The organism is Pseudomonas sp. R32 (assembly GCF_009866705.1).
GTDB classification, from domain to species: Bacteria; Pseudomonadota; Gammaproteobacteria; order Pseudomonadales; family Pseudomonadaceae; genus Aquipseudomonas; species Aquipseudomonas donghuensis.
In genome coordinates, this window is the sequence record NZ_CP019396.1 from 4,460,443 (window position 1) to 4,484,689 (window position 24,247).

Genomic DNA, 24,247 nt, shown 5'->3' on the forward strand with positions numbered 1-24,247 from the left:
GCCTGGCTTTGTATGCGTCTCGATCGATTCCTCAGCAACCTGCCCTGCTTCAGCCGCCAGCATGTTCGCCTGCTGCTGGTGGAACGGCGCGTGCGCGTGGATGGCCAGTGCGTCAGCGATCCGCGCTTGGACGTGCGCGAGTTCAGCCGTATCGAGGTCGACGAGCAACTGCTGCAGGCCGGGCGCCCGCTGCGCTACCTGATGCTGCACAAGCCCCAGGGCTGCGTCAGTGCCACCCAGGACCCGCAGCACCCCACCGTGATCGAGTTGATCGACCAGCCCGACACCCAGGACCTGCATATCGCCGGGCGCCTGGACTTCAACACCACCGGGCTGATGCTGCTGACCAACGACGGCCTGTGGTCGCGGCGCCTGACCCAGCCACAGACCAAACTGCCCAAGGTCTACTACGTCGAGACCGAGCAGGAGATTGGCGAACACTACATCGACAAGTTCCGCCAGGGTTTCTACTTCGCCTTCGAAGACCTCACCACCCTGCCCGCCGAACTGACCTTACTGGGCCCGTGCAGCGCACGCCTGAGCATCGTCGAGGGGCGCTACCACCAGGTCAAGCGCATGTTCGGCCACTTCGACAACAAGGTGCTGCGCCTGCACCGCGAACGCATGGGCCCGTTGCAACTGGACCCGAACCTGCAGCCCGGCCAGTACCGGGCGCTCTATCCCGAAGAAATCCAGGCAATCTGAGCCTGCGACCGCCTGGCGGAAAATTTTCGCCAATTACCCCAAAGGCACTTGCGGGTTGGCTGAGTGCCTGCTTGAATCCAATCGTCGGTCTGCTTGTGACTCACCAGTCACAGTTGTAGTCCAAGACACCTTTTTGCCGGCGACCCATGCCTCGAAGCATTGGCGTCCGGCAGATTGCCCTCCTAGAACAATACCGGTCGACCCGCGTGCCACAGGGATCGACCAGGGCCCTCAGCTTCTTCAAGGCGTATGCCTACCTGTCATAAAGAACGCGCATCCTTGCATGTGCGAACACCCTTTTTTGCGCCAGGAGTCGACGACATGAGGCCAGAAATCGCTGTGCTTGATATACAAGGTCAGTATCGGGTTTACACGGAGTTCTATCGAGCAGACGCCGCTGAGAAGACGATCATCCTGATCAATGGTTCGCTGGCCACGACGGCCTCCTTTGCCCAGACGGTGCGCAACCTGCACCCGCAATTCAACGTGGTGTTGTATGACCAGCCCTACGCCGGCAAGTCCAAGCCCCACAACCGCAATGAGCATTTGCTGACCAAGGAAACCGAAGGGCAGATCCTTCTGGAGCTGATCGACCACTTTGGCGCCGATCACGTCATGTCCTTCTCCTGGGGCGGCGCCTGCACCCTGCTGGCCCTGGCGCACAAACCACGGCGCATCGAAAAGGCGGTGGTCAGTTCGTTCTCGCCGGTAATCAACGAACCGATGCGCGACTACCTCGAACGCGGCTGCCAGTACCTGAGCGCCTGCGACCGTTATCAGGTCGGCAACCTGGTCAACGACACCATCGGCAAGCACCTGCCGTCGCTGTTCAAGCGCTTCAACTACCGGCACCTCAGCAGCCTGGACAACCACGAATACGCGCAGATGCACTTTCACATCAACCAGGTACTCGACCACGACCTGGGCAACGCTCTGCGGGCGGCGCGGGTGATCGACATTCCGGTACTGTTCATGAATGGCGAGTGGGACGAATACACCACCACCGAGGATGCCCGCCAGTTCGGTCAGCATGTGCGCAACAGCCACTTTCGCGAGATCCGCGCCACCGGCCATTTCCTCGACATGGAACACAAGGCCGCCTGCCGCGACACCCGTGAAGTGCTGCTGGGTTTCCTCAAGCCTGCGCTGAAAGAATCGCGTCCCCGTTACAGCTACACCCAGGAGCACCATGCACTGGCTATCTGAGCGACACGGTGACCGGTAGCGCAGCCTCCTGCATCAACGGCCCCAAAGGCCAGAAAGAAGATGCACGACCTTGCGCTAGCGGCCACCGGCCGATGGCTCTGCAGCAACAAAGAGCTTCAAATCGCGGCGAAGTTCTGGTACAAAGTCAGCCCTGAAAGCGGGTGTCGTATAATGGCATTACTCCAGCTTCCCAAGCTGATAACGAGGGTTCGATTCCCTTCACCCGCTCCAGCTTCTTCCAGGTTCCAGCGCAGCTGAGACCTTGGCCACCGCCCTGGTGGCTATTTTGCTAATTGCCCTTCGCCTCAACCACCGCCAACACCAGTATTTGCTGGGCCAGCTCGCTGTCCGTTGCCCCTGTTGCATGCCCCTTGCTGCGCAACCAGTGCAGTGCCGATTGCAGATAGACACCCCGGTAAGCCCCGTCGCTGGCAATGAACGCCGCGGCATCGTCGCGGGCTTGCGCAAGCACCCGCTTGCCATCGCTGTCGGAAGTCCCCTCGGAGGCCATGGTTGGCCCGAAGGTGGTTGCCCCGGTGAGCATGAAGGGCACGTACACCGTGGCCCCCAGGGTCAGCATGCCATCGACATTGCCAGTGCCATCGCCAAAGATGTCGCCCATGCCCTGGGCGGTGCAGCACCAGGCCAGGCACAGCAGGCCTGCAGGTTTTTTCCAGCTATTGAGTATGCGTTCCATCGGCTTCCATTCACTGATCCAAATATTCGGGCGGCATTTTCCACGGCTTGCACCAGACTTAACAGCGGTGTTTTTGATTTGACGCCCTGCCCAGGCTCTACGCGCTGCGCTTTAATAGCCCACCGCGAAACACTCGAAAGGATCCGTGCATGTTTCTCTCCCGCTGGCTGCCTGGCCTGGCCAATCTGTTGCAGTACCGCCGTGAATGGTTTCGCCATGACCTGCAGGCCGGCTTGTCGGTGGCCGCGATCCAGATCCCTATCGCCATTGCCTATGCGCAGATCGTCGGCCTGCCGCCGCAGTACGGCTTGTATGCATGCATCCTGCCGATGATGGTCTATGCCCTGATCGGCAGCTCGCGGCAGTTGATGGTCGGCCCGGATGCCGCCACCTGCGCCATGGTCGCCGGGGCGATCGCGCCGTTGGCCATGGGCGACCCGGCGCGGCTGGCGCAATTGTCGGTGATTGTCACCATCCTGGTCGGTTTGATGCTGATCGGTGCCGGGCTGGCGCGGGCCGGGTTCATTGCCAGTTTTTTCTCGCGGCCGATCCTCATCGGTTACCTCAACGGTATCGGCCTGAGCCTGCTGGCCGGGCAACTGGGCAAGGTGGTGGGGTTCCAGATCGAGGGCAACGGCTTCATTCTCAGCCTGATCAACCTGCTGCAGCGCCTGGGGGAAATCCACTGGCTGACCCTGGTGATCGGCGTCGCCGGGCTGGGCTTGCTGATCTGGCTGCCGCGCCGCTACCCACGCCTGCCGGCGGCGCTGGTGACAGTGGCGGTGGCAACCCTGGTGGTCGGGCTGTTTGGTCTGGACCGTTTTGGCGTGGCGGTTCTCGGCCCGGTGCCGGCCGGCATGCCGGAACTGGCCTGGCCGCACACCAATCTGGAAGAAATGAAAAGCCTGCTGCGTGATGCCTTGGGTATCGCCACGGTCAGCTTTTGCAGCGCCATGCTTACCGCCCGCAGCTTTGCTGCCCGTCATGGTTATGCGATCAACGCCAACCATGAGTTCCTGGCCCTGGGGGTCACCAACATTGCCGCCGGGGTTTCCCAGGGCTTTGCCATCAGCGGCGCCGACTCGCGTACCGCGGTCAACGACATGGTCGGCGGCAAAAGCCAGTTGGTAGGGATCATCGCCGCCCTGGTCATCGCCCTGATATTGCTGGCCTTCACCACGCCCATGGCGTGGATTCCGCAAGCGGCGTTGGGCGCGGTACTGCTGATGGCCGGCTGGGGGCTGATCGATGTGCAGTCGCTGAAAAAGATCTACACGCTCAGCCGCTTCGAGTTCTGGCTGTGCGTGCTGACCACCGTCGGCGTGCTCGGGGTCGGCGTGCTGCCGGGCATCATCATCGCCGTGACCCTGGCGATCCTGCGCCTGCTCTACAGCATCTACCAGCCCACCGATGCGGTGCTCGGCTGGGTGCCGGGCATCGAAGGCCAGGTCGACATCCGCCGCTACAAGGAGGCGCGCACAGTACAAGGGCTGGTGGTGTACCGCTTTGACGACGCGATCCTGTTTTTCAATGCCGACTACTTCAAAATGCGTTTGCTCGAGGCGGTGCATCGCGAGGAGCAACCGCGCGCGGTGCTGTTCGATGCCGAGGCGGTCAGCTCGATCGATGTCAGCGGCATTGCGGCCCTGCGCGAGGTGCGCGACACCTTGAAGGCCCGCGGTATCTACTTCGGCATCGCCCGGGCGCGCGGACGCTTTTTGCGCATGCTGGTGCGTTCGGGGATCGCACGGGAGATGGAGAACGGCTTGCTGTTTGGTTCGGTGCGTTCGGGGATCAGGGCGTATCGGTTGTGGCGCAATCGCAGTCGCAAGGAACAAACGCTCTAGCACTGGCAAGGCCAGCTCCCACAAGTTCGGTGCATGCAGAGCCATTGTGGGAACCGGCCTTACCGGCGATGGGCTGCAAAGCAGCCCCGTTGTCAGCCTGGCTGACAGGTTTTCGGCAGTTGCGCAGCCTTGCCGATCAAGCTGATCAAGCCACACGGCAAGCTGCCCCGCCATTGCAAGTAATCATGCCCGGCCGGGTACTCGACCTGCTCCACCGGGTATCCCTTGGCCAGCAATACATCACGCAAATGGCGGTTGGTGTCGAGGATTTTCGGCCCTTCGAACAAGCCCGACTGCAAGTAGAAGCGCAGTGGTTGCTTGGGCGCCTTGACGTACTCGCGGGTAAGCCAGCCTGGCTCTTCACCTTCTTGCCCCCACCAATAGGAACCGGACAGGCTCAGCACATTGCCGAACAGTTCCGGGTGCTTGAGGCCCATGTAGGCCGAGGCCAGGCCTCCGTAGCTGGAGCCCGCGACCACGGTGCGCTGCGCCGCTGCCGCCAGGCCTTGCTGGCGTGCCCAGGGCATCAGTTCTTCAGCCATGAAACGAGCAAACTGCGGGTTCGGCGGCAGCTCCTGCTGGCGGCTGAGGTCGCTGGGGTTGGCGATGATCAAGGCCGCGGTTGGCGGGATCAAGCCATCGGCGATCAGGTTGTCGAGAATGGTCGGGGTCGGCACCTGGCGCGTATAGGCGTGCGCATCGAACAGCACCAGCAGGCCCTGCCCCTCAGCCCCCGCCTGCCACTGTGCCGGGCGGTACAGGTAGACATCGCGTTGGTTGCCCAGCAAGGTGCTGCTCAGCACCTTGCGCTCCAGGCTGCCACGGGCAATATCCTTGCGCTCGGCCACCCAGGGTTGCGCGGGCGCAGCCGGCAGTTCCAGGCGCGAGCGCGACAGGTACGGGTCGCCACTGCCATCAGCAAAGCTGTTCGGGTTCAGCGGGTCACGCCGGGTGCTGGCGAGGATCATCCGCCGATCATCCGACGCCGGTACGTCCGGGGCCAGTTGATAGCTCAAGCGTGCAGACGAAGGCAGCAGATAGCTGCGAAACCACACGTCACTGTCGCCGAGACGTTGCAGCTCATCGTGATTGCCCGAGGGCGCGCCGAACACCCGCACATTGTGCTCGGCACCGCGCCAGAGGAAGGTCACCAGGCTCATGCCCGGCTTGTCCGCCACGGCTTCGACCATGGGCGTGCCCTGTTGCTGACGCGCCTTCCAGAACGCATCGGTGCTCGCCCCCCGGGCCAACTGTTGTTGCAGCGCACGCAGGGTCGGGCTCGGCAACGGTACGGCGCGGCGCTGCTGCTCGCTGGCCGCAATCACCTGTTTCAGACTCAACGCGTAGGTTGCCTGCGGCCGGTTGGCCAGCACCTCGGCACGCAGGCCGTAGGCGCCATCGCGCTCGGCGATGAAGATGAACTCGCGCGGCTGGTCCTGACCATCGATCAACAGCCGCAGCGGTTGGCCCCGGGCATCGAGCAGGCGCAGGCTGACATCGCCCTGCAGCCGGCCCTGGACCAGGTCGCCGGCCTTGAGCTGCAAGCTCCAGACCGGTTGTTGCCCCTGGGCAACGCTGGCGCTGACGGTTTGCCCCGGTTGCAGGGGCCTGTCGGCGTTCGCCATCGCGTTGCCACTCACACACAGGGCCAGCGCCACGGCGCAGCTCCACTGACTGAAAGTCTGCATGTTCACCTCAGAAGTCGATGCTGGCGGAAAGTTTCAGCGTGCGTGGCTCGCTGACCGTGGCATAGCCGTCGTTGAACACCCCGGCCCAGTAGGCGCGGTTCTCGACGTTCTCAAGGCTTGCACGCAGCACTACATCCTTGCTGAGGATGCGCGTGCTGTAGCGACCGCCAAGGTCGTAGCGGGTCCACTGCGGGATCTTCAGGTCGTTGGCACTGTCGAGGTACTGCGAGCTGCTGTGGATGCCCAGTGCGGTCAGGGTCAGGCCCGGGATCCAGGGGGTGTCCCATTCGGCGCCGAGGTTGGCCGACCAGGCCGGCACACCCCGGGCGGTGTTGCCATCGAAGGTACCGCCGGCGGTGCGAGTCAGTTCGGCACGGGTGTAGGTGACGCCACCAAGCAGGCGCACGCTCGGGGTCAGCGCGCCGAACAGGTTCCATTCCACGCCGCGGTTACGCTGCTCGCCATCGTCGGTGTAACGGTTGCTGGCACGGTCCAGGAGCATGCTCGGCTTCTCGATCTGGAACACGCTGAGGGTGTGGGTGAAATCGCCCAGGTCCCACTTGACCCCGGCCTCCATCTGCTTGGCCTTGTACGGGGCGAACTGCTCGCCGTAGTTGGCGGCGGCAAGGTCGGTGACCATGCCGCCCTGGGTCAAGCCCTCGATGTAGTTGGCGTACAGCGACACCGGCGCATCCCAGGGCTTGAGCACCAGGCCCAGGGCCGGGGTCAGGGCGCGCTCGTCATAGGCCGGCTTGCTCATCTTCTGCCGCACTCGTTGCGAGCGTACCCCGAGGGTCAGCAGTACTTTGTCGTCGATAAAGCCCAGGGTGTCGGCGACGGCGAAGCTGGACAGGGTGTTATCGCCGGTCTTGTCGCTGGAACCGATGTCACCGGCAATGATCGGCTTGCCCGGATGGTAGATGTTGGTCACGTACTTCTTGCCGGTCACCGTGGCGGCGCGGCCGATGTCCTGATGCAGCAAGGTGGTGCTCAATACCACCTGGTGGTTGACCGGGCCGGTGACGAAGTTGCCACGCACCCCGGCTTCGGTGGACAGGCTATGGGTGTAGCCGGCCTGGTTATAGGTCTCGCCGCTGGCATCGCCGTTGGCACCGGTGACGATCACCCGGGTGCCGTTGAGAAAGCCCTTGTAGCGGGTGCGGGCGCTGCCGACGCTGGCGTAGGCGGTCCAGTCGTCGTTGAGGTCGTATTCACCGCGCAGCACCACGGCCTTGCTGATTTGCTTGGCGGAAATGCCATCGAGGATGTTGGTGTCCGGTTTCGGCGCCTTGGTGACATGGCCCAGTTTGCTGAAGCCGGCCATCATCGGGCTGCCGTCCTCAAGTTTTTCGTGGCTCTCATAGGCATCCAGTTCAAGCTTCCAGCCGTCGCCGCGATAGTCCATGCCCAACGATGCCAGGGTGCGGTCCTTGGATTGCTGGTCGACGCCGGTTTCGCCGCTGCCATATACACCGTTGAATCGAATGCCCAAGCGTTGCTCGTCGCCCAGGCGACGGCTCAGATCGATGTGTTCAGCGACATAACCGTCGGACACGTAGCTGCTGGTCAGGCGGGTCAGCGGCGCTTCGCCGGCGCGCTTGGGCACCAGGTTGATCACCCCGCCGACACCGCCGTTGGGTGCCATGCCATTGAGCAAGGCACCGGGGCCTTTGAGCACTTCCACCCGCTCAAGGAACTCGGTCGGCACATGGCCATCCGGGGCCAGGCCATACAACCCGTTTAGCGCAAGCTCGGTGGAGTCAAGGGAGTAGCCACGGATCATGAAGTTCTCGTAGGCGTGGCCTTCGCCGGTGCTGAAGCGGATCGACGGATCGTTGCGCAGCACCGCGCCAACCGTGCCGCTTTGCTGGTTTTCCATGTGCTGGGCGGTGTAGGAAGTGACGTTGAACGGTGTCTCCATCACATCGCGATTACCCAGCATGCCCAAGCGTGCGCCGCGGGCGACCTGGCCGCCACTGTAGGCCTCGGGCAGGCCATCGGGATTGCTGCTGGCATTGATGTTCAGCTCACCGAGGGTCAGGGCGCCGTCGCTGTTCAGGCTGCGCAGGATGATCACACCGTTCTCTTCACTGGCGACCAGGCCAGTGTTGGCCAGCACGCGCTGCAAGGCCTGCTGCAAGGTGAACTGGCCCTGCAATGCCGGTGCGCTGCGACCCGCCAGCAATTGGCTGTCGGCAGCGATAGCAACCCCGGCTTCACGGGCCAGGGCATGCACCGCGGCTTCCAGGGACTGACCCGGCAGGTTCAAGCTCAGGGCCGGCGCGTCAGCAGCCAGGGCGGCGGCGTGAACGCCAGTCAGTGGCAACAGGCTGGCGCTGCCCAGGGCACAGGCCAGCACCAGCCGACGCAGGGTACCGGGGAAAGCCGCAGGGGGTGCCGGGCGGGCATGGGGAAGCGACATGATCTGTCCTTGCAGAGGTGGGTTCAGCGATGAAGACGGGCCACTTCGCCGTTACCCCTCAAAACTTTTTCAGCGCAATCGCAGGGTGCGCTGCTGCCCCTGCTGAACCAGGCTCACCGGAAGGACTTTCGGCAGCGTCTGCAGCAGCAGTTCCGGCTGGTCGCTGGGGAAGCTGCCGGTCAGTTGCAGGCGCGCCGCGGCGGGCTCCAGCACTACCGGTTGCAGCGCATATGCGTTGACCTCGGCAATCACCTCGGCCAGCGGCGTCTCGGTGAACGACCACCAACCGCGCTGCCAATGCTGGATATCCGGCGCGGCATGCGGATCAGACCTGAGCCGGAGCAATCGGCCTTGCGCATCGAGGCTGATCCGCTCACCGGCCTGCAACACCTGCGAGCCGTCACGCAAGCCACGCACCTCGACCCGCCCGCGCGCCACCGCGACCTGAATCTCAGCACCGCGATCGCTGACACTGAACGCCGTGCCCAGCACCTGCACTTCGCCCAGCCGGGTGCTGATCACAAACGGTCGCAAGCGCTCGCGCGCCACGTCGAAATAGACGTGGCCATGCAGCAGGCGCACCTGGCGCAGACCGTTGCTGTACTCGACGCGCAGGCTGGTTTCGGCGGCCAGCAGCAACTGGCTGCCATCGGGCAGGGTTTCGCCGCGTGGCGGTTCGGCATGCACGGTTTGCAGCAGGCGATCGAACTGCGGCGTACGCCGCCACAGCCAGCCCAGCCAACTGGCCCCCCCCACCGCCAGCAGCAGGCCGCCGCCCTGACGCAGCAGGCGCCGACGGCTGAGGTTGAGCGGCTCCGGCGCCACTGCCGGGCGCAGTTGCGGGGTCAGCCGATGCACCAGTTGCCAGCGTTGTTCGGCCTCTTGCCAGGCCCTTTCGTGCTCGTTGCTTTTACCGCGCCAGCGCTCCAGTTGCCCACGCGCCTGCTGTACCCGTTCAGGGTCGTCACTATTGAGTGCGGCCAGGTAGGTCAGGGCCTGCTGCACCTTGCGCGTTGATACCGGCGAAGACTCAGGCATGCCGCGCCGCCAGGCTCAGTTCGGACAAATCGAACACCGCCCGGGCGATGTGCAGCTCCACTGCCTTGGCCGACAGTTCCAGCTCGGCACACACCTGGCGATGGGGCTGGCCGTGCAGGCGCACGCGGACGAACACTTCACGGCGCAGGCGCGGCATGCGTTCGATACGCTCGATCAGCTGCTGCAGCTGCTCGCGGGCGATGATGATTTCTTCAACGCTCGGGCTCAGCGCATCGGCCCGGGTCAGCCAGTCTTCCAGCGCCGCCAGCTCGTTGCTGCGTCGCCGGTACTGATCGATGCACAGGTTACGCGCCGCCTGGAACAGCAGGGCCCGGGCGTTGAGCACCGGGGCGTTCAAGGCATGGGCGTAGGCCTGGGCAAAGCTTGACTGGGCAATGTCGGCGGCATCATCCGGATTGCGCAAGCGCCCACTCAGGTAGCGGCGCAGGTCGCTATAGTTGGCCAGCAGATCGTGGACGACCGCCTGCAAGGCCGGGGCAGCGGCGGTCCAGGGCGTGGAGAGCGAAGTCATGAAGGTCCGGCGTGCGAGAAGGACATGAATAGGAATTCATATCATTCTCACATATCGGTATAGCCTTCTGCCAGCCCTCAGCTGTTGCGCGGCAACAGGCCAGGCAAGGCGTGGGCCAGGGCATTGACGGCAAAGCCGATGAACATCACCCCGCACGCCCGGGTGATCCACAGCTCGTAACGGGTGTACAGGGTACGCACATGGCGGGCACCGACCACACCGACGAGAATCGCATAAGCCAGCAGGCCACCGACAAAACTCAAGGCGATCAGCGCCGGCAGCATTGACCAGTCCAGCGTTTCGGCGCGACTGGAAAGCAAGGCGGTGAACGTGGCCACGGCCACCGGATAGGCCTTGGGGTTGGTCAGGCCGAACACCACACCGTGCCAGAACGGTTTGCGTACCGGCCCCTGCTCGCCCTCGCCATTGCCCGGGCGGCTACGCAGGGCACGCATGCCCAGCCAGAACAGGTACAGGCCACTGAGCACGCCGAGAATGTCGAACACCGAGTTGCCGATCTGCCGTGCGCCGACGATGGCCACCAATGCCGTGCTGCACCACAGCACATCCCCCAGCAAATGACCGCAGAGAAACCCCGCCCCGGCGCGTCGGCCGCGCGCCGCGCCAATGCCGAGCACCGCCAGCACGCCGGGCCCCGGAGTAATGCCGTAGATAAAACCGGAAGCGATTACCGCCAGCAGCAGTGAAAAGGTCATCGAGGCAGTGTCCTGAAAGTCCGTGCAAGGCGCGAAGTCTACGGCAGCCGCGCAGCGCCAGCCAGCCTGTCAATAACCCTCGGCGCGCAGAATCTGCGCCTCGCTGCGGGCACTGGGCCGGGCCAGGTAACGCAGCAGTTGGCCGCTGCGATTGCTGAAGATGCCGTCCACGCCCGCGTCCAGCACCTTGCGAAAATCCACCGGCTCATCGACGGTGTACACGTGCACCAACAGGCCCTTGTCGTGCGTCAGCTGGTTCATCCACGGCTGCACCAGGTCGGCGTAACTCTGGGCACCGCCCTCGGTCAGCGCTGCTGAAGGTCCGGTGCCGATGGCCCCATCGGCCTTGGCGTAATCCAGCCAGCGCTCGAATTCGGCCTTGTCTTTGGGTTGTTGGCGCGCATAGAACGCCGCCTTGTCGCGCTCGCCGGACTCGGCAAAGGTCTGCTGCGAGGCCGGTTCCATGCTGCCCTTGCCGATCCACAGCAACAGCACCTTGGGCACCTGGGGCATGTGCTGGTGCAGCAGCGCCAGGCTGCTACGGTCGAAGCTCTGCAACACCACCTTGCCCGGCCGCGCGAGCCAGCCCTTGGCCTGCAAGCTGTTCTTCAGGTCAGCTTCGATGCCGGGAAACAGGCCTGGCACCTTGGTCTCGATGTACAAGCCCGGCTGGTGTTGCGGGTTAGCCGCGGCGATGGCCATGACCTCATCGAGGGTCTGGATCTTCAGGCCCTTGAAGCTTGCCCGGGCACGTTCGGGGTAAGCCTTGTTGAACCAGCTGCCGACATCCAGCGACTTGAGTTCGGCCAGGGTGAAGGCGCTGACCGGGCTGTTCTTGCGCTCGGGAAAGCGCTCGGCAACATCACTGGTACGCAGCAGGTTGTCATCGTGCACGGCAACCAGTACGCCATCGCTGGAGCGCTGCAGGTCCAGCTCCAGGTAGTCGGCGCCCAACTCGCGCGCCAGCCGGTAGGCCGGTGCCGTGGACTCCGGCGCATCATAAGACGCGCCGCGATGGGCGATCACCGCCGGGTAGGGAATATCCTGAGCCCTGGCCAACTCGGCGCCCTGCCCGGCTTCGGCAAGCCCCGCCAGCGGCAACAACGCCAGGCAACACACACGTCCAATTGCGTTCAACATTTTCAGCCTTCCTTTGGTGCACAGCGAATCCAGCATAGTCGCCAACGCTGATGACAGACCGGTTGCATGCTAAAGTCGCCGGCGATTGCCTGCCCTGCCACAGAGATGCCCGATGCCCCACGCCGACCTCGACGCCAGCCTCCACCCCTGGCCAGACCTGAACGCCAGTCAGCCGTGCAGCGGCCTGCTGCTGGGCAACGGCGCCAGCCGTGCGCTGTGGCGACCCTTCACGTATTTTTCGCTGTTCGAAGAAGCCCAGCGGGTGCGGCACAAACCCCTGAGCCTGACTGACCAGGCGCTATTCAAGTCGCTGGGCAGCGAGCTGTTCGAACCGGTGCTCAGTGCCCTGAACACTACGGTACGGATCAACGCCGCGCTGGCGATCAGCGCGTCGGCGCCGCTGAACCGCTACTACGCGATCAAGGAAGCGCTGATCCATGCCATTCGCAGTGTGCACATCCCTTGGCGCATGCTGCCGAGCCAGACGTTACTGCTGATCAACCGCGAGCTGGGCAATTACCAGAGCGTCTACTCAAGCAACTACGACCTGATCTGCCATTGGGCCGCCAGCCAGGCACCGGAAGGCTTTCAGCAGTTGTTCGATGAAGACGGCGACTTCGATATCCGCCGCACCCGCAGCCCCGGCACACGCCTGCTGTACCTGCACGGCGGCCTGCACTTGCTCAAGCAGCAGGATGGCAGCACCCGCCAGCGCAGTGCCACCGACAGCCAGTTGCTCGATGGCTTTGCCGTCAACACCCCGGGCGATGTGCCGCTGTTCGTCAACGAGAGCAGCAGCGACGACAAGCTCAAGGCCATCCGCAGTTCCGACTACCTCAGTTGGGCCCTCGGTGAGCTGGCGGGGCACCGGGGCGGGCTGTGCATCTTCGGCCAGCACCTGGACAGCACTGACCGCCATCTGCTGGAGGCGCTCAAGCAGGCGCGCCCGACGCACCTGGCCATCGCCATCCGGCCGTTGAGCGACGCCTCGATCATCAGCCAGAAGCAGCACTACCTGCAGCGTTTTGCCGACATGCCCGAGCTGCCACTGTACTTTTTCGACGCCAGCAGCCACCCGCTGGGCGCGCCCGGGCTGGACGTCCCGGTACCGGTTCCAATCCGCAAGCGGCGTTGATGGGCGACAAAAACAGGCATGGTAAATAGCAATTATTATCGATACCATTTGCAACCTTTCTCTCCGGTCCGTCCTGGAAAGCTTGCATGCCGCGCCCCAAACCCGACCCTTTTACCCACGAAACCTGTCGCGGGTTCTATGCCGATATCCTGCATTTTTTGCGCAAGCGCATGGACAATGCCAACGATGCCGCAGACATGACCCAGGACGTGTTCACCCAGTGGCTGGGCTATCGCGACCGCGCGCAGGTCGAGCAACCACGGGCGTTCCTGTTCCAGATGGCGCGCAACCTGCTCAGCGATCACTGGCGCCGGCAGAAGGTGCGTCACAGTGTGCTCGACGAACAAGCCCAGGCCAGCGAGCAGACACCGGCCGACACCAGCAGCGACCCGCTCAAGCATGCCCAGCAGCAACAACGCCTGGAACAATTGAAACTTGTCCTCGCCGAACTCTCGCCGCGCCGCCGCGAAGCCCTTATGCTGCACCGCTTCGAAGGTTTGACGCAGGCGCAGATCAGCGCGCGCATGGGCATTTCCGTGAGCATGGTGGAAAAGCACATCGCCGCGGCCCTGCTGCATTGCAAGCAACGTCTGGACAGTGACAACGGCATGGAGCAGCCAGAATGACCCCCACTCCTGAAATCGATAAGCGCAGCATCGATGCCCAGGCGGCCAGCTGGTTTACCCGTAACCGCAACGACCGCTCGCGCGAATCACGCAAGGCCTTCGCCCAGTGGTTGCAGCACCCCGAGCATGCCCGCGCCTATGCCCAGTTCGAACAACTCTGGGATGACCTGGCCGCGCTCAAGAGCCTGAACAAACCGGTCGCCCTGCCCAGCCGCAAACCGCTGCGCTGGCGTCCGGCGCTGGCCGTGGCCGCCGGGCTGGTGTGCGCCGTGCTGGCGGCCAACCTCGGCCTGCCGAGCCGCCATCATCAGCAACAACTGACCGTGCAAAGCGAACGCCCGCAGCACCTGGCCCTGCCGGATGGCAGCCAGCTGGAGGTCAACGCCCGCACCCGGCTGAGCCTGAGCTTCGACAACGAGCGCCGGCTGATTCGCCTCGACCAGGGCCAGTTGTACATCGACGTGGCCGCCGACAAGGAGCGCCCGCTGTTCATCGATGCCGGCAATGCGCGGGTACGGGTGGTCGGCACCGGGTTCGATCTGCGCCGCGGCCAGCAGGAGCTGGTGCTCAGCGTCGCCCACGGCCAGGTGGCCCTGGAAACCCCCGGCGAGAATCGCCCGCCAGTGCTGTTGAGCGCCGGCCAACGGGCCATCTACGACCTGGCCCGCGGCAGCCTCAACGTCCAGAACCTCAGTACTCAGGAGGTGGCCGACTGGCGCAGCGGCCATGTGAGCTTTCGCAACCGCGAGCTGGCCAGCCTGATCGATGAGCTGTCGCTGTACCGCTCGGCGCCGGTGCTGCTCGCCGACCCGGCGCTGGGCCGCTACAAGGTCTCGGGCAACCTCGACGTCAATGACCCGGATGCCGTGCTCAACGCCCTGCCGGCGCTGCTGCCGATCAAGGCGGTAAACCTGGCCGACGGCCGCCTGCGGATCGAACGCAAAGAGTAATTTGAGAATATTTTTCATTCGCATGTGAGGGTTTTCCGCAGCCCTGCGTCTTCCTCCCGTCTGCGTAATCACTGCAGGCCTTTTCTGGCCTTTGTTGCCATATTGGGGGGGTTCATCTTGCGTGCGTTTGCTCCGTTCAAGCCGTTGTCTGTTCGTCCTTCACTGCTGGCCGCGTGCCTGGCCCTGAGCCTGCAGGCCCAGGCCGCACCATTGCAACTGAACCTGCCGGCGCAGCCGCTGGCAGCGTCGCTGAGCCAACTGGCGCAGCAGGCCAAACTGCAGCTGCTGTTTGACGAATCCTTGCTCAACAGCGTCCAGGCCCCGGCCCTGCAAGGTGCTTACGAACCGCTCGAGGCGATCAGCCAGTTGCTGCACAACAGCCGCTTTGCCCTGGTCAAGGTCGGCAACACCTATGTGGTGCGCCTGCGCGAAGACGACGCCACCGCCGACAACAGCATCCAGCTCGGCGCGGTAAGCGTGGTAGGCGACGGCCAGCAGGTCGACCCGAGCACCGTCGGCCGCTCGACCCTGACCCAGGAAGACATCGACCGCTACCAGCCGAGCAACATCCCCAGCGTGCTCTCGACCCTGCCCGGGGTGAACATGGGCGGCTCGGCCAAACCCGGCGGCCAGACCATCAATATCTGGGGCCTGGGTGATGCCGAAGACGTGCCGATGACCGTCGATGGCGCGACCAAGAGCGGCTTCGAGCGCTACCAGCAAGGCACCGTCTTCATCGAGCCGGAGCTGATCAAGAACATCGAGGTGGAAAAGGGCCCGCACTCGATCTACACCGGCAACGGCGGCTTCGGCGGCAGCGTCAACATGACCACCAAGGACGCCCCCGACCTGCTCCAGGACGGGCGCAACAGCGGCGCCATGCTCAAGTATGGTTACGCCAGCAACGACCATCAGCAGGTCTACAGCTCGGCGTTGTTCGGCCGCACCGACGATGGCCGCATGGACGCCCTGGTGTACCTGACCAAGCGCGACGGCGACGACATGAAGCTGGCCGGCACCCTGCCCGACCCCGAAGGCCGCTACCCGATCAACCCCCAGCGCCTGCCCAACAGTGCCCTGGACCTGGACGGCGCGCTGCTCAAGGCCAACCTGCACTTCAACGACGAACACAGCCTGGGGTTCTCCTGGTCGCGCTCGGAGAGTGAGCGCTGGGCGCCGTTCTCCTCCACCGCCTATCCGACCCCGCCGACCCAGTCGGACATCAACCGGTTCGGCTACAAGAATGCCCTCAAGCGCTTCCTGGCCAACCGCACGACCACCGACACCACCTGGTCGACCACCTACAAGTACCAGCCAGTGAACAACCCGCTGATCGACCTGCAGGTTAAGTATTCGGAGTCCGACACCCTGCAGACCGACGAGCGTGACGCCACCGCGTTCTTCCAGCCGTCCACCGGCGGGCGCAAGATGGACACCGAGTACCAGGACCAGATGCTCGATGTACGCAACACCAGCCTGTTCGCCACCGGCCCGCTGGAACACGCCTTCACCAGTGGCTTGCAGATCCGTCACCACGACCGTGACACGCAGATGTGGATGCCCGGCAAAAGCTACGAGATCCCCAAATACAATAACGGCCATTACCAGCCGTACTTCATGCCCAGCGGCACCGTCGACAGCCAGGGTTACTTCATCCAGGACGCCATCACCCTTGGTGATGTGACCATCACCCCGTCGCTGCGCTACGACCATGTCGCCAACAAAGGTAAGCCAAACCAGGCGCCGTATTACAACGTTGTCGCAAACGGCCACGACTACAGCGAGAAAACCTACACCGGCTGGTCACCGCGCCTGTCGCTGTTCTGGAAAGCCACCGCCAACACCGCCTTCTTTGCCGATTACAGCAAGACCTGGCGCGCACCGGTGCTGGATGAACAGTACGAAGTCCAGGGCCTGGGCAGTCGCACCGCCAGCAGCCGCAACCTCGACCCGGAACGCATCACCGCCCTGCGAGCCGGTAACGTTACCGACTTTGCCAACGTTTTCACTGCCGACGACAGCATGCAGATCCGCACCACGCTGTTTCGCAATGAAATCAAGGACGAGATCTTCAAAGCCACCGGTATCGGCTGTGAAGCACAACTGGCCAAGGGCGAAAACATCTCCGATGCCTGCGGTAAAGGCTTGATGTCCAATTACCGTAACCTCAAGGGCGTGACCATCAAGGGCTTCGAGGTCGAAAGCTTCTACGACTCGACCTACCTGTTCGGCTCGGTGTCCTACTCGTGGATGACCGGCCGCCATGAAGGCGCCTACACCAACCCCTGGGGGCCGGATGTCTGGGCCAAGGACATTCCGGCACCGAAGTGGATCACCACCCTGGGGGTGAAGATCCCCAGCTGGGACGCCAAGGTCGGCTGGCAGGCGCAGTTCGTGCGCAAGACCGACCGCCTGCCGAGCGACAAGTACCGCGAAGGCCCGGCCAGTGCCCTGGGTGACCGCTACTACGACCACTACGCCAACGACGACTACCAGCTGCACGGCCTGTTCGCCAACTGGAAGCCGCAGCAGCCTTACCTCAAAGGCACCGAGGTCAACCTGACGGTGGATAACCTGTTCAACAAGGACTACCGCTCCGAGCTCAGCGGCGAATATGCCTACAGCCAGGGCCGGAATGCCAAGGTCAGCATCACCCGTTTCTTCTGACGCAACTGTACGGATGAACTTGTTAGCAACTGTAACAAGATCATCCGCCGCGCCTGTGGCTCAATGAGTGGACTTCTCTGCCACAGGCGTCCTGTATGTCCAGCCGCGAAAACACCGGGATGGTCCTTGGCCTTCTCGGTGTGATTATTTTCAGCCTGACCCTGCCCATGACCCGCATCGTCGTGCAGGAACTGCACCCCTTGCTCAATGGCCTGGGCCGTGCGTTGCTGGCGGCGATTCCGGCAGCGGCGCTGCTGCTCTGGCGTCGGGAAAAATGGCCGACCTGGGCACAGATCAAGGGCCTGAGCCTGGTGGCGCTGGGGGTGATCCTGGGGTTTCCGGTGCTCTCGGCCTGGGCGATGCAAAGCGTGCCGGCGTCCCACGGCGCGCTGGTTAACGGCCTGCAGCCCTTATGCGTGGCGGTGTACGCCGCCTGGCTGTCCCATGAGCGACCGTCGAAGGCTTTCTGGGCCTGCGCGGCATTGGGCAGTGCGCTGGTGCTGGCCTACGCGATGATCATGGGCGCCGGGCAGATCCACGCCGGTGACCTGCTGATGCTCGCAGCGATTGCCGTGGGCGGCCTGGGTTATGCCGAAGGCGGCCGCCTGGCGCGGGAAATGGGCGGCTGGCAGGTGATCTGCTGGGCGCTGGTGCTGTCGGCACCGCTGTTGCTCGGGCCGGTGCTCTACCTGGCCTTGCAGCATCAGGGGCCGGTGAGTGCAAAAGCCTGGTGGGCCTTCGGCTACGTGTCGCTGTTCTCGCAGTTCATCGGCTTCTTTGCCTGGTACGCCGGGCTGGCCTTGGGCGGCATTGCCCGGGTGAGCCAGATCCAGTTGCTGCAGATCTTCTTCACCATCGCCTTGTCGGCGCTGTTCTTTGGCGAACAGGTCGAGCCGATTACCTGGGTGTTTGCCGCCGGGGTGATTGCGACAGTGGTGCTGGGGCGCAAGACGCGGGTGCATCCTGCGCCTGTGCGGGGGCTGGGCTGACGCTATCGCCGGCAAGGCCGGCTCCCACAGTGGATCTGCGTGCACCGACCCGCGATGCTATCAGGCAGGGATCAAGCCATCGGCCCGCAGCAAGGTTTCCAGGCAATGCTCCTTGACCCCATAGAACGCCTTGAGCTGCTGGATCTTCTCCAGCAGCGCTGACGCCTCAACCGGCGCCTGGCGCTTGACCGCCAGGATCATCTTGTTCTTGTTGGTGTGCTCCAACGAAATGAACTCGAACACCTTGGTCTCGTAGCCACAGGCTTCCAGGTACAACGCGCGCAAGCTGTCGGTGAGCATTTCGGCCTGCTGGCCCAGGTGCAATCCGTACTGCAGCATCGGCTTGAGCAGGCCCGGGCTGTGCAGTTGCGGGCGAATCTGCTTGTGGCAACACGGCGAGCACATGATGATCGCCGCACCGCAGCGGATGCCGGTGTGGATCGCGTAATCGGTGGCGATGTCGCAGGCATGCAGGGCGATCATCACCTCGATGGCGCTGGGCACCACGCTGCGTACATCACCGCATTCGAACACCAGGCCCGGATGCTCCAGGCGCGAGGCCGCGGCATTGCACAGCTCGACCATGTCCGCGCGCAGCTCGACGCCGGTCACCTGCGCTTCACGCTGCAGGGTATGGCGCAGGTAGTCGTGGATGGCGAAGGTCAGGTAGCCCTTGCCCGAGCCGAAGTCGGCCACCCGCAGCGCTTGGTCGGCGGCCAGCGGCGCCGAATTCAGGGCGTGGGAGAACACTTCGATGAACTTGTTGATCTGCTTCCACTTGCGCGACATCGCCGGGATCAACGCCTGTTGCTTGTCGGTCACGCCCAGGTCCTGCAAGAACGGCCGGCTCAGTTCCAGGTAGCGCTTCTTCTCCCGGTCATGCTCACCGGCCGGCACCTGGCGCGCCTGCTGCACGGCGCTGCGGTGGAGCATCGGCTTGCCCTTCTTGCTGAATTCCAGCTGCGCTTCGTCGCTGAGGCTAAGCAGGTGGGCGTTGCGAAACGAGGCCGGGAGCAACTCGTCGACCAGCGCCAGCGCTTCGTCGTTGCCCAGGTTGCGGGTGATGTCGCGGGTCTTGTAGCGGTAGACGAACGACACGCAAGCCTGGCCCTTGACCGTCAGCGGCTTGGCGATGATGCGCTGCAGGGTTTCTTCGTTGCCGACAGGGCGCGCCAGCACCAGCTTGATCAGGGCGTTCTGTTCCAGGCTGGTGGCGAGCAGGCTCAGAAACTGCGCACGCGCATCCGGCGCGGCCTGGGCGGTGGAGGAATCGGACATCGGGAAAGGGTGCCTCGGGTTGCGGAGGGGGCGCAGGTAGGCGCAGTGCCGGGAATTTTACGTGGATGCGCTTTCCCTGCACAGCTTTTGTCGACCGCCGCCGCGGCTAACCAAGCACCACCAGGCGATTGGGCAGCTCGTTGCGCTCGTGGGTCAGCGGCACGTGGGTACTGAGCAGCTCGCCGCAGGCCTCGATACAACTGATAAAGCCCTGCAACGTCTGGCCCTGGCGCACCTGCTGGGTAAAGCGCCTGACGATGGCCTCCCAGACCTGGTTGTCCAGGTGCCGGGATATGCCCTCATCGACGAGGATTTCGACATAGCGCTCGGCCTCGCTGACAAAGATCAGCATGCCGGTACCGCCCACGGTATGGTGCAGGTTCTGCTCGAGAAACTGCCGCCGGGCCAGGTTCGCCGCACGCCAGTGGCGTACTGAACGGGGGATCAGGCGGGTGGTCAGGGCCGGGATGCGGAACAGCAGGCACAGGGCAATAAACGTCAGCCACTGCACGATCAGCAAACTGTGCACGCTCATCCAGCCGCTCAGGTAATGAATGATGCCTGGCACCACCAGAGCCAGCAGGCTTGCCCACAGCAACGGGATATAGGCGTAGTCGTCGGCACGGCTGGCCAACACCGTGACCAGTTCGGCGTCGGTGTGACGCTCGACCCGGGCAATGGCTTCAGCGACCTGGCGCTGTTGATGTTCAGTAAGCAAAGTCATGTGCTGCGGTTCTCGTTGTTGATCATTTACCAGCCACCCGACGACCCACCACCGCCAAAGCCGCCCCCGCCACCGCTGAAGCCCCCACCGCCTCCCCCGCCGCCGCCAAAGCCACCGCCGTAGCCACCGCCGAAACCGCCGCCCATGCCGCCGCGCCCGCTACTACCGAGGCCAAGCGACTGCAGGGCGAACACGACAACGATCAACAGGAGGAACAAGCCGATGGCCCAGGCCGGCGCCCCGTCTTCGGCATCATTGCCCAACGCCCGTGACGGTTCGGCCAACGGGTTGCCGCCGAGCACCTGAAGGATCGCCGCCGTACCCTGGACAATGCCCTGGCTGTATTCGCCACGGCGAAACGCCGGGGTGATGATGCGATTGATGATCACCGAGGACTGCGCATCCGTCAGGCGCTCTTCCAGGCCGTAGCCGACTTCGATGCGCAGCTTGCGTTCCTGAGGGGCAACGATCAACAGTGCGCCGTTGTCCTTGCCCTTCTGGCCGATGCCCCAGTGGCGGCCGAGCTGATAGCCGTAGTCTTCGATGCTCTGCCCCTGCAAATCCGCCAGGGTCACCACCACGACCTGCTCGCCAGTGCCCTGTTCATGGGCCTTGAGCATGCTGTCGAGCTGGCTGCGGCTGGCACCGTCGAGCAGGCCGGCGTTGTCCACCACCCGCCCGCTCAGCGCCGGAAAGCTCAACTCGGCGCGCAGCGGCGTAGTCAACAACAGCGCCAACAACAGCCCGAGCGTGAACAGCCGCATCAGAATTTCACTTCAGGCGCTTTGTCGGCATCGGCGCTGGTGGCCTCGAAGTTCTCCCGGATCGGCATGTCGCTGTACATCACGCTGTGCCAGATGCGCCCAGGGAAGGTACGGATCTCCGTGTTGTAGCGCTGCACGGCGGCGATGAAGTCCTTGCGCGCCACGGCGATACGGTTCTCGGTACCTTCAAGCTGCGACTGCAGGGCGAGGAAGTTCTGGTTGGACTTGAGGTCCGGGTAGCGCTCGGACACCACCATCAAGCGGCTCAGCGCCCCAGTCAGCTGCGACTGGGCCTGCTGGAACTGGCGCAACTTCTCGGGATCGTCCAGGGTGCTGGCATCGACCTGGATCGAGGTCGCCTTGGCCCGGGCTTCTATGACCGAGGTCAGGGTTTCCTGCTCCTGCTTGGCGTAGCCTTTGACCGTTTCGACCAGATTGGGAATCAGGTCGGCGCGGCGCTGATACTGGTTCTGCACTTGGGCCCAGGCGGCTTTTACCTGCTCGTCATAGTTGGGGATGTTGTTGATCCCGCAACCGGCCAGCAGGCTGCCAAGCATCAGCAGCAACCACAGGCGTACGCCCTTGTAATGAATTACCTGCATGTTGCTACGCTCCTCGATCGCCGTGATGCACCGGACTTGAGGCATAATCCGTCGTCGCCGCTGGATCGGAATCGCCCAATCGGCTAAAAGATGCCCCAGCAAACTACAACAATAGCCGCTTCCCCAACTTCGGCTGGGCAGTATCACCGTGAACACTGCCGTAAGCCTTGAGAACAGAATTCATGAACAAGCTGTGTTTGCTGGGTCTGGTTGTCAGCCTGGCCAGTCAGTCGGCCTATGCCGATACCTCTGCCGCCCCGCTGCAGGACAAGCAGGCGTTCATCGCCAACCTGATCAAGCAGATGACCCTGGATGAAAAGATCGGTCAGTTGCGCCTGATCAGCATCGGCCCGGAAATGCCCCGCGAAATGATCCGCAAGGAAATTGCCGCCGGACGTATCGGCGGTACCTTCAACTCGATCACCCGTGCGGAAAACCGGCCGATGCAGGACGCCGCCGCCAAGAGCCGGCTGAAGATCCCGATGTTCTTCGCCTACGACGTGATCCACGGCCACCGCACGATCTTCCCGATCAGCCTGGGCCTGGCCGCCAGCTGGGACATGGACGCGATCGCCAAGGTCGGCCGGGTGTCCGCCCTTGAAGCGGCCTCAGACGGCATCGACATGACCTTCGCGCCGATGGTCGACATCGCCCGTGACCCACGCTGGGGCCGCACCAGCGAAGGCTTTGGCGAAGACACCTACCTGGTCTCGCGCATTTCCAAAGTGATGGTCGAGTCCTTCCAGGGCCAGAGCCCGGCCGCACCGACCAGCCTGATGGCCGCGGTCAAGCACTTCGCCCTGTACGGCGCGGTGGAAGGCGGCCGCGACTACAACACGGTCGACATGAGCCCGACCAAGATGTTCAACGACTACCTGCCGCCCTACCGCGCCGCCATCGATGCCGGTGCCGGCGGAGTGATGGTTGCGCTGAACTCGATCAACGGCGTGCCGGCCACCTCCAACACCTGGTTGATGAACGACCTGCTGCGCAAGGACTGGGGCTTCAAGGGCGTGACCGTCAGCGACCACGGGGCAATCACCGAACTGGTGCGCCACGGCGTTGCCCGCGATGGCCGCGAAGCCGCCAAGCTTGCAATCAAGGCCGGCATCGACCTGAGCATGAACGACTCGCTGTACGGCGAAGAACTGGCCAGCCTGCTCAAGGCCGGTGAAGTCGACCAGGCCGATATCGACAACGCCGTGCGCGAAGTGCTCGGTGCCAAATACGACATGGGCCTGTTCGAAGACCCGTACCGGCGTATCGGCAAGGCCAGCGACGACCCGGCCGATACCTATGCCGACAGCCGCCTGCACCGTGCCGAAGCCCGTGACGTGGCACGCCGCAGCCTGGTCCTGCTGGAAAACCGCAAGCAGACCCTGCCACTGAAAAAAGCCGGCACCATCGCCCTGGTCGGCCCGCTGGCCGATGCCCCGATCGACATGATGGGCAGCTGGGCCGCCGCCGGCCGCCCGCATCAGTCGATCACCGTGCGCGAAGGCATGCGCCAGGTCCTCGGTGACAAGGCCAAGGTCATCTACGCCAAGGGCTCCAACGTCACCCACGACAAGGCCATCCTCGATTACCTGAACTTCCTCAACTTCGATGCCCCGGAAATCGTCGACGACCCACGCCCTGCCGCGGTGCTGATCGACGAAGCGGTCAAGGCCGCCAAGCAGTCCGACGTGGTGGTCGCGGTGATCGGCGAGTCGCGTGGCATGTCCCACGAATCGTCCAGCCGCACCACCCTGGAAATCCCCGCAGCCCAGCGCGAGCTGATCAAGGCCCTGAAAGCCACCGGCAAACCGCTGGTGCTGGTGCTGATGAACGGCCGGCCGCTGTCGCTGGCCTGGGAGCGCGAACAGGCCGATGCCATCCTGGAGACCTGGTTCAGCGGCACCGAAGGCGGCAACGCCATCGCCGATGTGCTGTTCGGCGACTACAACCCGTCGGGCAAGCTGGCCATCACCTTCCCGCGTTCGGTCGGGCAGATCCCGATGTACTACAACCACCTGAGCATCGGCCGCCCCTTCACCCCGGGCAAGCCAGGCAACTACACCTCGCAGTACTTCGAAGAGCCGAACGGCCCGCTGTACCCCTTCGGCTACGGCCTGAGCTACAGCGACTTCAGCCTCTCGAACCTGAACCTGTCGAGCAAAACCGTGAAACAGGGCCAGGACCTGGACGCCAGCATCGTGGTCAAGAACACCGGCAAGCGTGACGGCGAGACCGTGGTGCAGCTGTACCTGCAGGATGTGACAGCGTCCATGAGCCGCCCGATCAAGGAGCTGAAGAACTTCCACAAAGTCATGCTCAAGGCCGGCGAGGAACGCACCCTGCACTTCACCATCAAGGCCGACGACCTGAAGTTCTACAACGGCCAACTGCAATGGGCAGCCGAGCCGGGTGAGTTCCGGGTCCAGGTCGGCCTCGACTCGCAGGCCGTGCAACAACAGAGCTTCGAGCTGCTGTAACAACGTTGCCATGCTCCAAGGGAAGGCCAGGAGGCCTTCCCCACTGC

The 24,247-nt window shown here is 63.8% G+C and carries 20 protein-coding genes and 1 tRNA gene; 10 read left to right on the forward strand and 11 right to left on the reverse strand.

The window, feature by feature from the left end; all coding sequences use genetic code 11:
• Nucleotides 1-12 precede the first annotated feature (12 nt).
• From PspR32_RS20570 to PspR32_RS20580, 3 genes are all read left to right on the forward strand, one after another.
• Nucleotides 13-705, forward strand: a complete 693-nt coding sequence (locus PspR32_RS20570) for a pseudouridine synthase (RefSeq protein WP_036996696.1) — start codon at nt 13-15, stop codon at nt 703-705.
• A 321-nt stretch (nt 706-1,026) separates the two neighbouring features.
• A complete protein-coding gene (locus PspR32_RS20575) occupies nt 1,027-1,911 on the forward strand; it encodes an alpha/beta fold hydrolase (protein WP_159389096.1) in 885 nt (294 codons plus the stop codon).
• A 157-nt stretch (nt 1,912-2,068) separates the two neighbouring features.
• Nucleotides 2,069-2,142: transfer RNA gene (locus PspR32_RS20580), tRNA-Gly, on the forward strand.
• Nucleotides 2,143-2,200: 58 nt separating this feature from the next.
• On the opposite strand, the gene PspR32_RS20585 is transcribed toward PspR32_RS20580, so the two are convergent.
• Nucleotides 2,201-2,608 (reverse strand): DUF2388 domain-containing protein, encoded by a 408-nt coding sequence (locus tag PspR32_RS20585; protein WP_232531767.1) that lies wholly within the window; start codon nt 2,606-2,608, stop codon nt 2,201-2,203.
• A 149-nt stretch (nt 2,609-2,757) separates the two neighbouring features.
• On the opposite strand from PspR32_RS20585, the gene PspR32_RS20590 reads away from it, so the two are divergent.
• Nucleotides 2,758-4,455, forward strand: coding sequence for a SulP family inorganic anion transporter (locus PspR32_RS20590; protein ID WP_036996698.1), 1,698 nt, complete (start codon nt 2,758-2,760; stop codon nt 4,453-4,455).
• Between the two features lie 92 nt (nt 4,456-4,547).
• Here PspR32_RS20590 and fes read toward each other — a convergent pair whose 3' ends face one another.
• The 6 genes from fes to PspR32_RS20620 all read right to left on the reverse strand — a co-directional run bounded on the left by fes (nt 4,548) and on the right by PspR32_RS20620 (nt 11,991).
• Entirely contained in the window at nt 4,548-6,143 is a 1,596-nt protein-coding gene (gene fes / locus PspR32_RS20595; protein ID WP_232531769.1) for an enterochelin esterase, read from the reverse strand.
• 7 nt (nt 6,144-6,150) lie between these two features.
• On the reverse strand, nt 6,151-8,565 hold the full coding sequence (locus PspR32_RS20600; RefSeq protein ID WP_159389097.1) for a TonB-dependent receptor: 2,415 nt from the start codon (nt 8,563-8,565) through the stop codon (nt 6,151-6,153).
• A gap of 69 nt (nt 8,566-8,634) precedes the next feature.
• Entirely contained in the window at nt 8,635-9,603 is a 969-nt protein-coding gene (locus PspR32_RS20605) for a FecR family protein (protein WP_159389098.1), read from the reverse strand.
• Nucleotides 9,596-10,135: an RNA polymerase sigma factor gene (locus tag PspR32_RS20610; RefSeq protein ID WP_010220942.1), complete on the reverse strand. Its 540-nt coding sequence runs from the start codon at nt 10,133-10,135 to the stop codon at nt 9,596-9,598. Before PspR32_RS20610 ends, PspR32_RS20605 begins: the two co-directional genes overlap by 8 nt.
• A 77-nt stretch (nt 10,136-10,212) precedes the next feature.
• The gene (locus tag PspR32_RS20615; RefSeq protein WP_010220941.1) at nt 10,213-10,851 is read right to left on the reverse strand and encodes a LysE family translocator; all 639 of its coding nucleotides are present in this window, start codon (nt 10,849-10,851) and stop codon (nt 10,213-10,215) included.
• 69 nt (nt 10,852-10,920) lie between these two features.
• Nucleotides 10,921-11,991, reverse strand: a complete 1,071-nt coding sequence (locus tag PspR32_RS20620) for a glycerophosphodiester phosphodiesterase (RefSeq protein WP_010220940.1) — start codon at nt 11,989-11,991, stop codon at nt 10,921-10,923.
• Between the two features lie 112 nt (nt 11,992-12,103).
• Between PspR32_RS20620 and PspR32_RS20625 the strand changes: the two genes are divergently transcribed.
• The 5 genes from PspR32_RS20625 to PspR32_RS20645 all read left to right on the forward strand — a co-directional run bounded on the left by PspR32_RS20625 (nt 12,104) and on the right by PspR32_RS20645 (nt 18,358).
• Nucleotides 12,104-13,126: a DUF4917 family protein gene (locus PspR32_RS20625; RefSeq protein WP_010220939.1), complete on the forward strand. Its 1,023-nt coding sequence runs from the start codon at nt 12,104-12,106 to the stop codon at nt 13,124-13,126.
• A gap of 86 nt (nt 13,127-13,212) precedes the next feature.
• Nucleotides 13,213-13,752: an RNA polymerase sigma factor gene (locus PspR32_RS20630; RefSeq protein ID WP_159389099.1), complete on the forward strand. Its 540-nt coding sequence runs from the start codon at nt 13,213-13,215 to the stop codon at nt 13,750-13,752.
• A complete protein-coding gene (locus tag PspR32_RS20635; RefSeq protein WP_036996706.1) occupies nt 13,749-14,702 on the forward strand; it encodes a FecR family protein in 954 nt (317 codons plus the stop codon). The genes PspR32_RS20630 and PspR32_RS20635 overlap by 4 nt, the downstream gene beginning before the upstream one ends.
• A gap of 114 nt (nt 14,703-14,816) precedes the next feature.
• Nucleotides 14,817-17,369: a TonB-dependent receptor gene (locus PspR32_RS20640; protein ID WP_374045284.1), complete on the forward strand. Its 2,553-nt coding sequence runs from the start codon at nt 14,817-14,819 to the stop codon at nt 17,367-17,369.
• Nucleotides 17,370-17,464: 95 nt separating this feature from the next.
• Nucleotides 17,465-18,358, forward strand: coding sequence for a DMT family transporter (locus tag PspR32_RS20645; protein ID WP_159389101.1), 894 nt, complete (start codon nt 17,465-17,467; stop codon nt 18,356-18,358).
• Between the two features lie 60 nt (nt 18,359-18,418).
• Here PspR32_RS20645 and PspR32_RS20650 read toward each other — a convergent pair whose 3' ends face one another.
• The 4 genes from PspR32_RS20650 to PspR32_RS20665 form a co-directional block, all read right to left on the reverse strand.
• Nucleotides 18,419-19,636 (reverse strand): class I SAM-dependent methyltransferase, encoded by a 1,218-nt coding sequence (locus PspR32_RS20650; RefSeq protein ID WP_010220933.1) that lies wholly within the window; start codon nt 19,634-19,636, stop codon nt 18,419-18,421.
• A 106-nt stretch (nt 19,637-19,742) separates the two neighbouring features.
• Nucleotides 19,743-20,360 carry a TPM domain-containing protein gene (locus tag PspR32_RS20655; protein ID WP_036996708.1) on the reverse strand — a complete coding sequence of 206 codons (618 nt, stop codon included), beginning with the start codon at nt 20,358-20,360 and terminating at the stop codon, nt 19,743-19,745.
• Nucleotides 20,361-20,386: 26 nt separating this feature from the next.
• Complete coding sequence (locus tag PspR32_RS20660; RefSeq protein ID WP_159389102.1) at nt 20,387-21,124, reverse strand: TPM domain-containing protein; 738 nt, start codon at nt 21,122-21,124, stop codon at nt 20,387-20,389.
• On the reverse strand, nt 21,124-21,726 hold the full coding sequence (locus tag PspR32_RS20665) for a LemA family protein (protein WP_159389103.1): 603 nt from the start codon (nt 21,724-21,726) through the stop codon (nt 21,124-21,126). Before PspR32_RS20665 ends, PspR32_RS20660 begins: the two co-directional genes overlap by 1 nt.
• 182 nt (nt 21,727-21,908) lie before the next feature.
• Between PspR32_RS20665 and bglX the strand changes: the two genes are divergently transcribed.
• Nucleotides 21,909-24,200 (forward strand): beta-glucosidase BglX, encoded by a 2,292-nt coding sequence (gene bglX / locus PspR32_RS20670; protein WP_159389104.1) that lies wholly within the window; start codon nt 21,909-21,911, stop codon nt 24,198-24,200.
• Nucleotides 24,201-24,247: the final 47 nt, after the last annotated feature.

What these genes read in the sequence shown, in the direction of transcription:
- PspR32_RS20570 (WP_036996696.1), top strand. Translation starts at nt 13, where the DNA reads ATGCGTCTCGATCGATTCCTCAGCAACCTGCCCTGCTTCAGCCGCCAG.
- PspR32_RS20575 (WP_159389096.1), top strand. Translation starts at nt 1,027, where the DNA reads ATGAGGCCAGAAATCGCTGTGCTTGATATACAAGGTCAGTATCGGGTT.
- PspR32_RS20585 (WP_232531767.1), bottom strand. Translation starts at nt 2,608, where the DNA reads ATGGAACGCATACTCAATAGCTGGAAAAAACCTGCAGGCCTGCTGTGC.
- PspR32_RS20590 (WP_036996698.1), top strand. Translation starts at nt 2,758, where the DNA reads ATGTTTCTCTCCCGCTGGCTGCCTGGCCTGGCCAATCTGTTGCAGTAC.
- fes (WP_232531769.1), bottom strand. Translation starts at nt 6,143, where the DNA reads ATGCAGACTTTCAGTCAGTGGAGCTGCGCCGTGGCGCTGGCCCTGTGT.
- PspR32_RS20600 (WP_159389097.1), bottom strand. Translation starts at nt 8,565, where the DNA reads ATGTCGCTTCCCCATGCCCGCCCGGCACCCCCTGCGGCTTTCCCCGGT.
- PspR32_RS20605 (WP_159389098.1), bottom strand. Translation starts at nt 9,603, where the DNA reads ATGCCTGAGTCTTCGCCGGTATCAACGCGCAAGGTGCAGCAGGCCCTG.
- PspR32_RS20610 (WP_010220942.1), bottom strand. Translation starts at nt 10,135, where the DNA reads ATGACTTCGCTCTCCACGCCCTGGACCGCCGCTGCCCCGGCCTTGCAG.
- PspR32_RS20615 (WP_010220941.1), bottom strand. Translation starts at nt 10,851, where the DNA reads ATGACCTTTTCACTGCTGCTGGCGGTAATCGCTTCCGGTTTTATCTAC.
- PspR32_RS20620 (WP_010220940.1), bottom strand. Translation starts at nt 11,991, where the DNA reads ATGTTGAACGCAATTGGACGTGTGTGTTGCCTGGCGTTGTTGCCGCTG.
- PspR32_RS20625 (WP_010220939.1), top strand. Translation starts at nt 12,104, where the DNA reads ATGCCCCACGCCGACCTCGACGCCAGCCTCCACCCCTGGCCAGACCTG.
- PspR32_RS20630 (WP_159389099.1), top strand. Translation starts at nt 13,213, where the DNA reads ATGCCGCGCCCCAAACCCGACCCTTTTACCCACGAAACCTGTCGCGGG.
- PspR32_RS20635 (WP_036996706.1), top strand. Translation starts at nt 13,749, where the DNA reads ATGACCCCCACTCCTGAAATCGATAAGCGCAGCATCGATGCCCAGGCG.
- PspR32_RS20645 (WP_159389101.1), top strand. Translation starts at nt 17,465, where the DNA reads ATGTCCAGCCGCGAAAACACCGGGATGGTCCTTGGCCTTCTCGGTGTG.
- PspR32_RS20650 (WP_010220933.1), bottom strand. Translation starts at nt 19,636, where the DNA reads ATGTCCGATTCCTCCACCGCCCAGGCCGCGCCGGATGCGCGTGCGCAG.
- PspR32_RS20655 (WP_036996708.1), bottom strand. Translation starts at nt 20,360, where the DNA reads ATGACTTTGCTTACTGAACATCAACAGCGCCAGGTCGCTGAAGCCATT.
- PspR32_RS20660 (WP_159389102.1), bottom strand. Translation starts at nt 21,124, where the DNA reads ATGCGGCTGTTCACGCTCGGGCTGTTGTTGGCGCTGTTGTTGACTACG.
- PspR32_RS20665 (WP_159389103.1), bottom strand. Translation starts at nt 21,726, where the DNA reads ATGCAGGTAATTCATTACAAGGGCGTACGCCTGTGGTTGCTGCTGATG.
- bglX (WP_159389104.1), top strand. Translation starts at nt 21,909, where the DNA reads ATGAACAAGCTGTGTTTGCTGGGTCTGGTTGTCAGCCTGGCCAGTCAG.